At 38.8% G+C, this 6,939-nt stretch carries 7 protein-coding genes; 3 read left to right on the top strand and 4 right to left on the bottom strand.

Features of this window, described 5'->3' with window-relative positions:
• Positions 1 to 407: 407 nt before the first annotated feature.
• Positions 408 to 1,280: a nucleotidyltransferase-like protein gene (locus AC6CHS_RS17085; protein WP_498237939.1), complete on the bottom strand. Its 873-nt coding sequence runs from the start codon at positions 1,278 to 1,280 to the stop codon at positions 408 to 410.
• A gap of 178 nt (positions 1,281 to 1,458) precedes the next feature.
• Here AC6CHS_RS17085 and AC6CHS_RS17080 point away from each other — a divergent pair, with 178 nt between their 5' ends.
• The 3 genes from AC6CHS_RS17080 (at position 1,459) to pabB (ending at position 4,320) form a co-directional block, all read left to right on the top strand.
• Positions 1,459 to 1,836, top strand: coding sequence for a YgzB family protein (locus tag AC6CHS_RS17080; protein ID WP_498237938.1), 378 nt, complete (start codon positions 1,459 to 1,461; stop codon positions 1,834 to 1,836).
• Between the two features lie 164 nt (positions 1,837 to 2,000).
• Positions 2,001 to 2,600: an anthranilate synthase component II gene (locus AC6CHS_RS17075; protein WP_498237937.1), complete on the top strand. Its 600-nt coding sequence runs from the start codon at positions 2,001 to 2,003 to the stop codon at positions 2,598 to 2,600.
• Positions 2,578 to 4,320, top strand: a complete 1,743-nt coding sequence (pabB, locus tag AC6CHS_RS17070; protein WP_498237936.1) for an aminodeoxychorismate synthase component I — start codon at positions 2,578 to 2,580, stop codon at positions 4,318 to 4,320. The genes AC6CHS_RS17075 and pabB overlap by 23 nt, the downstream gene beginning before the upstream one ends.
• Before the next feature lie 379 nt (positions 4,321 to 4,699).
• Here the strand turns inward: pabB and perR are convergent, their stop codons facing one another.
• The 3 genes from perR to AC6CHS_RS17055 form a co-directional block, all read right to left on the bottom strand.
• Positions 4,700 to 5,149, bottom strand: coding sequence for a peroxide-responsive transcriptional repressor PerR (perR, locus tag AC6CHS_RS17065; protein ID WP_058949674.1), 450 nt, complete (start codon positions 5,147 to 5,149; stop codon positions 4,700 to 4,702).
• Positions 5,150 to 5,373: 224 nt separating this feature from the next.
• Positions 5,374 to 5,925, bottom strand: a complete 552-nt coding sequence (locus tag AC6CHS_RS17060; RefSeq protein ID WP_036577474.1) for a cob(I)yrinic acid a,c-diamide adenosyltransferase — start codon at positions 5,923 to 5,925, stop codon at positions 5,374 to 5,376.
• Between the two features lie 2 nt (positions 5,926 to 5,927).
• Positions 5,928 to 6,875 (bottom strand): D-2-hydroxyacid dehydrogenase, encoded by a 948-nt coding sequence (locus AC6CHS_RS17055; RefSeq protein WP_498237935.1) that lies wholly within the window; start codon positions 6,873 to 6,875, stop codon positions 5,928 to 5,930.
• Positions 6,876 to 6,939 lie beyond the last annotated feature (64 nt).

The raw sequence follows: 6,939 nt of genomic DNA, 5'->3' as shown, positions 1-6,939 counted from the left end.
TCCTTGACATACTAGTTGTTCTGTTCAGTTTTCAAAGAGCAATTTGTTTGTGTCGTTTTTTCAGCGACTTTTATATCTTACCATCTTCGTAATGCTTTGTCAATAACTTTTTTCAATTTATATTTAACTGATAAAAGCTGTTGATTGCCGTCGAATTTGGCGACTTGATTAATATATCACACAATCAATTATGTTGTCAACAATTATTTGTGTGAAAGTTGTCGTTAAATCAACATGATTTTTGCGACGGATTTAAATTTACCATGGATGAAATATAAAGTCAACGTAAATTTTAAATTTCCTATTAAAATTGTATAAAGCTACCTGCACCGTATTAACAGCATTTCCTAGGCTGCGATATATCGTGGGCCATTACAATACTATGCAGGAAAGCTTTAGATGGTTCCTTACTTCTTAACGACATACTTTCTGTGATAAACGCCAATCCCTTTGGTCTGTTCCTTTACTGTAACGAGTAATCCTTTTTCCACCATAAAAGAAATAACAGCTGTTAGATCAAGAGAATAAGGAGAAGTCTCCGGCAACGTTTTTAGTTGGACATATGACCAAGGCTCTTCCTTTGTCCCCATAATCTCTAATAAATGCTTAACAGATGTCTTTGCCCTGTTGCTAATAATGAAGTCCATGGCAAGTAACATTAACTGGATTCTTTTCTTTATTTCTTCACGACTTTCAATAAACTCTTCATATAACTTATATACTTCCAGGTCAATTTGTTTCACCTGGCTCCAAACCGTTACCTCTGGATAATAACCTTTTTCGATCACAGCTAATCTCGCTAAATAATGAAGGGAATAAAGAATCTTACTGTTGGCATCCTTATATTCCTTTGTCTCATACAAGTCTTTCGCTTCGCTATAGCTCTTTACCAGTTTCCCAAACTCTATCGCTTTTCTCAGATCGCGCTTTTTACTTGGAAAATCCCGCAACTGGTTCTTTAAGTTATAAACATACTCATTACGATCAAAAATTACTCTACCATAAATCACCCATTCAACTGCCCTACGATATCCACTTGTATCAATCCATTCCATTAATACTGACTCTGTTACAATATGCACCGCTGCAGATCTTTCATCCTCGAATTCATAATGCTTTGCTTGCCATTGTTGTTCCGCGTTTTGCACTATAATAAGTAGAATCCCATCAAAGTCTTCGGTCACTGGACTATTAGACTTCGTTCTTTCCATCAGAATAATTCCCAATGTATTTGCATCACTCGCGTGTTCCTGATAAATAGGTCTTAAAAATCGCTCCATACCTTTTCCTCCAATTAAACAATGTCTTTAATACTTTTCTATATAAGGATAAGAAGTTAATATTATTTAAAAATACATTATAGTACAATTCGTTACATATAGATAAATTCCTTTTTATGAAATAAAAAATACGTGAAATATGCTATACTACCTATGAAAGTATGAAGGAGGAACAAGCGTGGCTCAATTAGTTTACTCTAGTAAAATAAATAAGATAAGATCCTTTGCGCTCATTCTAGTATTTGCCGGTATTCTTTTAATGTATGGTGGAATATTAACCAAAAACATTGAATGGTTAATGCTTATCTTTTTCCTTCTCGGTGTTTTGATGGTTGTTTTAAGTTGTGCGGTATATGTATGGATTGGTACCTTATCGCTCAAAGCTGTGCCCATTGTGTGCCCAAATTGCGAAAAGCCAACGAAAATGCTTGGACGAGTAGATGCTTGCATGCATTGTAAACAACCTCTAACACTGGACAAGAACCTTGAAGGAAAAGAATTTGATGAAAAATATAATACACGCCGTTACCAAAAAGAAGCTAAAAAGAATAAGTAGTTGAGATGCCGCCATTATGGCGGCTTTTTGTTTGCTTGGCTATTTTATGAGACAAGCTATCCTCTACGTTCCTCTCCTCCATTATAATTACTCCAGCCGCACAGAGCATTTCTGGTATAATAAACTCAACTAAATTTCAACAGGATAAAGAGGTGTAAAAACAAATGATACTCCTTATTGACAACTATGATTCCTTTACATATAACCTCGTACAATATATGAAACAACTAAACTATACTGTTCTGGTAAAACGAAATGATGTCATTGAAATAGATGAAATTCACCAGCTATCCCCTGAATGTATTGTTCTTTCTCCTGGCCCAGGCCATCCAGACAAAGCAGGGATCTGTTTAGACGTAATCAAACATTTCTATGAAGATATTCCAATACTAGGCATCTGCCTTGGCCATCAAGCTCTTGCTAGAGCATTTGGGAGTAATGTCATTCCCGCCGAGCAACCAATGCATGGAAAAGTTTCTACCATTACACATGATGGTAAGGGTATTTTCAATCTACTCCCTTCTCCCTTGCAGGTAACTCGTTACCATTCTTTAATCGTGGAAAAAGAGACCTTAGCTGACTGCCTGGAAATAACGGCACAAACAAACAAAGGGGAAATCATGGGACTTCGTCATAAGCAGTATCCATTGGAGGGAATCCAGGCACATCCAGAAGCCATTCTCACCGAACAAGGACTCAAGATGTTAGATAACTTTATAAAGAATAAGGGAGTGAAGCGTTGTGAGGCCCCAGTTATACTTTGATTTTCTTAATGGTGAAGGAGTAAAATCGCCCAAGCATTTCACCAATCCAACCGACATAATCAGCGCTTCTTCCATTGAAGAGGTTCTTCCTTGCTTAAAAAGGGTGCAACAAGCGGTCAATAATGGTTCCTATGCTGCGGGGTATATTTCCTATGAAGCCGCACCCGCTTTTGATCCTACATATAAAGTAAATCCGAACATTAATCAACCACTCGTTTGGTTTGGGATATTTGATCATCCTAGTAAAGAAAGCTTTACGGTCACAGGAACCTATGAAACAGCAGAGTGGGCCCCTCTTACAGGAAAAGAAGTGTACGTTGAAAACATCACTCGTATTAAGGAAGCAATCCGAAAAGGAATTACTTATCAAGTGAACTATACCATTCGTATGCTCAGTCAATTTACGGGGGACAGTATCGCGTACTATAAACAACTAGCTGAGGCACAGACTTCCAACTATAGTGCGTATATTAACGATGGCAAACATACGATGATATCTGCTTCACCCGAATTGTTTTTTCATCTAAAGGACAAGACTATCTTCACGAAGCCGATGAAAGGTACTGCGTCGAGAGGAAATACATTACCGCTGGATATCCAACAAAAGGATTGGCTTTATCATTCAGCCAAAAACAGGGCAGAGAACGTGATGATTGTGGACTTACTACGAAACGACCTTGGGAGAATAGCAAAACCAGGCACCGTTAAGGTACCAAAGCTTTTTTCCATCGAATCATATCCAACCGTCCACCAAATGACCTCCACTGTAACTGCAGAACTGGAAGAAACAATCGAGTTACAAGATGTGTTTAAAGCATTGTTCCCTTGTGGTTCCATTACAGGAGCACCAAAAGGAAGTACGATGCAAATCATTACAGAGCTCGAGGAACAGCCACGAAATGTTTATTGTGGTGCTATTGGGTACATCACACCAGACATGGAAGCTATTTTTAATGTACCAATACGTACTGTGATCCTAGATAATGAAAAAGGTAACGCTATGTACGGTGTTGGTGGCGGGATTACGTGGGACTCTGAATCTGAGGAGGAGTATGACGAGGTTCTCACAAAATCGAAAATTTTACGTTCAGAACACAATCACTTTCAATTATTGGAGAGCATTGGATATACCGATGGAAAATTTCTTGTACTCGAAAACCATTTGAAACGGCTAAAAAAATCAGCGGACTACTTTAACTTTCAAGTAGACCTAATTGAAATTAGAAAAAAACTAACGAATTTGCAACGACAACTAACCGAAGAAACAAAATGGAAAATTCGCCTACTAGTGAGTAAAGACGGAAGTATCCAGTTAGAATCCCAGCCATTAAAAGAGTCAACTCTTCCTGTCAGAATTGAATTGGCCGCCGTCCCTGTAGATAAGGACAATCTATTCCTATATCACAAAACAACGAACCGATCTGTTTATCAAGCATTGTTCCAATACGCTGGAGAAACAGCAAACGACCTCCTCTTATGGAATCAAGCAAACGAAATCACCGAATGTACCACTGGAAACATTGTCGTAGAAATGGATGGTAAGTTCTACACACCACCTGTAAAATGTGGGCTTCTACCTGGTACATATAGAGAAGATCTACTTAACAGAGGCATCATACATGAACGGGTCATCGATAAACATGAAATGCAACAATGCTCCGGTTTTTGGATGATAAATAGTGTCCGGGAATGGATACCTATAGAAATCACCGGGTTATAAAGTGAAACTGCAATCAGTGGGGGGTTCGTTCTTCTCCCACTGATTGTTAGTTGAACGAATCGGGGTGTTAGCGTCCGTTTCCTCCCACTAAAAACTAACGGTTTCACTTCATGTTTGGAAGTGGGAGTCTTATGGACGGTTGCACCGGGATAAAGAAGAACTACACCTACAAATAAGCTACTTTCTCTCCATAATGTACTGGAGGAAAGTAACTTATTCTTTTTAACTATAAACCTAATGCTATCTGACTCATCTATTTGCCTATACAAAAACACCCCCGATTAGTACCTCATTTATCTGTACCATTCGAAAGTGTTCTATAGTCGTTCAAATAATTTGGTTAATTTACTTCTAAAATAGAAATTGCAGCTTTTATAGATCAATGTTTTTGTGTAGCAACTTCCTGACAGTCCTCGCACTTACCATAAACTTCCAAGCGGTGATGACTAACATCAAAGCCGGTTACCTGTTCAGCTAATGCTTCCACTTCATCCAGCGAAGGATAATGGAAATCCACTATTTTGCCGCAAGAATCGCAGATGATGTGATAATGTTCCGTGGTATTACAGTCAAATCGGCTTGAGGAATCGCCGTAGGTTAGCTCCCTGACAAGGCCAATTTCACGCAACACCCGAAGATTGTTATAAACAGTCGCCACACTCATATTAGGAAATTTCCCTTCGAGTGCTTTATATATATCATCAGCTGTAGGGTGAACCATTGCATTTAGAAGATATTCCAAAACCGCATGTCGTTGTGGTGTGATCCGGACGCCTGACTCCTTTAATGTATCAATTGCCTTTTTTAATTGTTTCTCAGACACCGTCATCCACCTCTCTTTTATATTCTATACAATTATAAGTACATTATTAGTTTATAATCTTTATAAATAGTGTACGCTCTCATAACTGATTCTGTCAATAAAAGTATATGAAGACATGCTAATAATTATGAGTTCTTGTACAAATAAGAAAAGCATAGAGTACCAGCGGAGCCTTAAACATAATCAAAAAACAATGAATTTACCATTTATTCCAGGCAAAAAAGAGAGAATTATACATCTGCTCTTAAGTGAGATTCTGTTCGACCTAGCTGCTTATTTACATAGCGTGCAGCTACAAAAAGATAATCGGATAGGCGATTTAAATAGGATACGACAAGCGGGTTTACTTCTTCCACCCCAATTGCTGTTCTTTCTGCTCGGCGTGCCACAGTTCGAGCTGCATGCAAGGCACTGGCAGCACGATGGCCAGACGGAAGAATAAAGTTTTTTAATGGCTCAAGTGTTGCGTCCCATTCATCAATTTCCTTTTCCAATTCCTCAATATGTTCCTGTTTAAGCTTCCAGGTCACTTCTTTATCCTGTGGTGTCGCTAATTCTGCCCCTACATGAAATAGGATCGTTTGGACGCGTTGCATTCTTTTAAGGAAAATATCTTTCCCTTCAAACGCTTCTTCGTCCAGAAAGCTCACCCCAAGGCCAATCATAGAATTTGTCTCATCACAGGTACCATAAGCTTCCACCCGTAAATCGTTTTTCGCTACCCGCTTTCCGTAAATTAAAGAAGTTTGCCCCTTATCACCTGATCGTGTATAAATACGCATGCTTAATACCCCCTGGTTACGTCTATTTCATTCACATAATTTTTCTTCTCATTATTATAAATAAGAAGGTTTTCTTGGAAAATTTCCAATGCCCGTGCTTCATAGTGTCTGGAGCTTGCAGATATATGTGGGGTTAAGGTAATGAATTCGTTATCCCATAATGGATCGTCTGCTAGTAATGGCTCCTGTTCAAATACATCTAGTCCAGCATGAGCGATTTGCCCTTGCTCTACTCCACGAATAATATCAGCTGATGCAATGACATCCCCTCTCCCCATATTCAGGAACAAAGCATGATTAGGCAATGCCTCCAGGTGACCGTAATGGAGTATACCGCGGGTTTCCTTCGTACTTGGCAAAATAGAGATAAAAATATCTGCCTTGGGAAGAAGTGATGGCAAAGCCTCCATTTGATGTACTTCATCAAAGAAATCAATCGAAGTACCGCTTCTTGATACCCCGATTGTTTTTACTTGGAACGCCTTGGCCAGTTTTGCTACTTCTTGTCCTATTGCTCCAGCTCCGAGTATGACCATGGTTTTTCCATGAAGTTCTTCCATTTGTAGATGCTTCGCCCATTGATGACTCTTTTCATGGTCAATAAGCTTCTTCGTTTGTCTGTATACTTGTAAAATCATCGAAATAGCATACTCCGCCATGGGAATCCGGTGAATCCCACGTGCATTTGTGACGAGTATCGCCCGTTGCTTGATTGCCTCTAACGGCATCTTTTCCATTCCTGCCGAAATCACCATAATCCATTTCAATGATGTTGCTTCATTAATTAGTTCTTCTGTAAGGTCCTCTCCGTATGTTACAAGGATTTCTGCTTTTGGAAGAGCCTCTCTCGCTTCATCCATATTCGCACAAAAGATAAATGGCTGTGTTGGGTTTGCTTTTATTAACTTTTCTTGTAGCTTGTTTTCCACCTTACTTGAAAATAAAATCATGTATTTTCCCCCGTATATGTTCTTACATTTATAGTAAAACTTTTTTGGTTCATTGAACACTATT

This window comes from Oceanobacillus sp. GQ8, assembly GCF_059758495.1.
The sequence above is the reverse complement of the archived record's forward strand: the minus strand, read 5'-3'. Positions and strand labels throughout refer to the sequence as shown.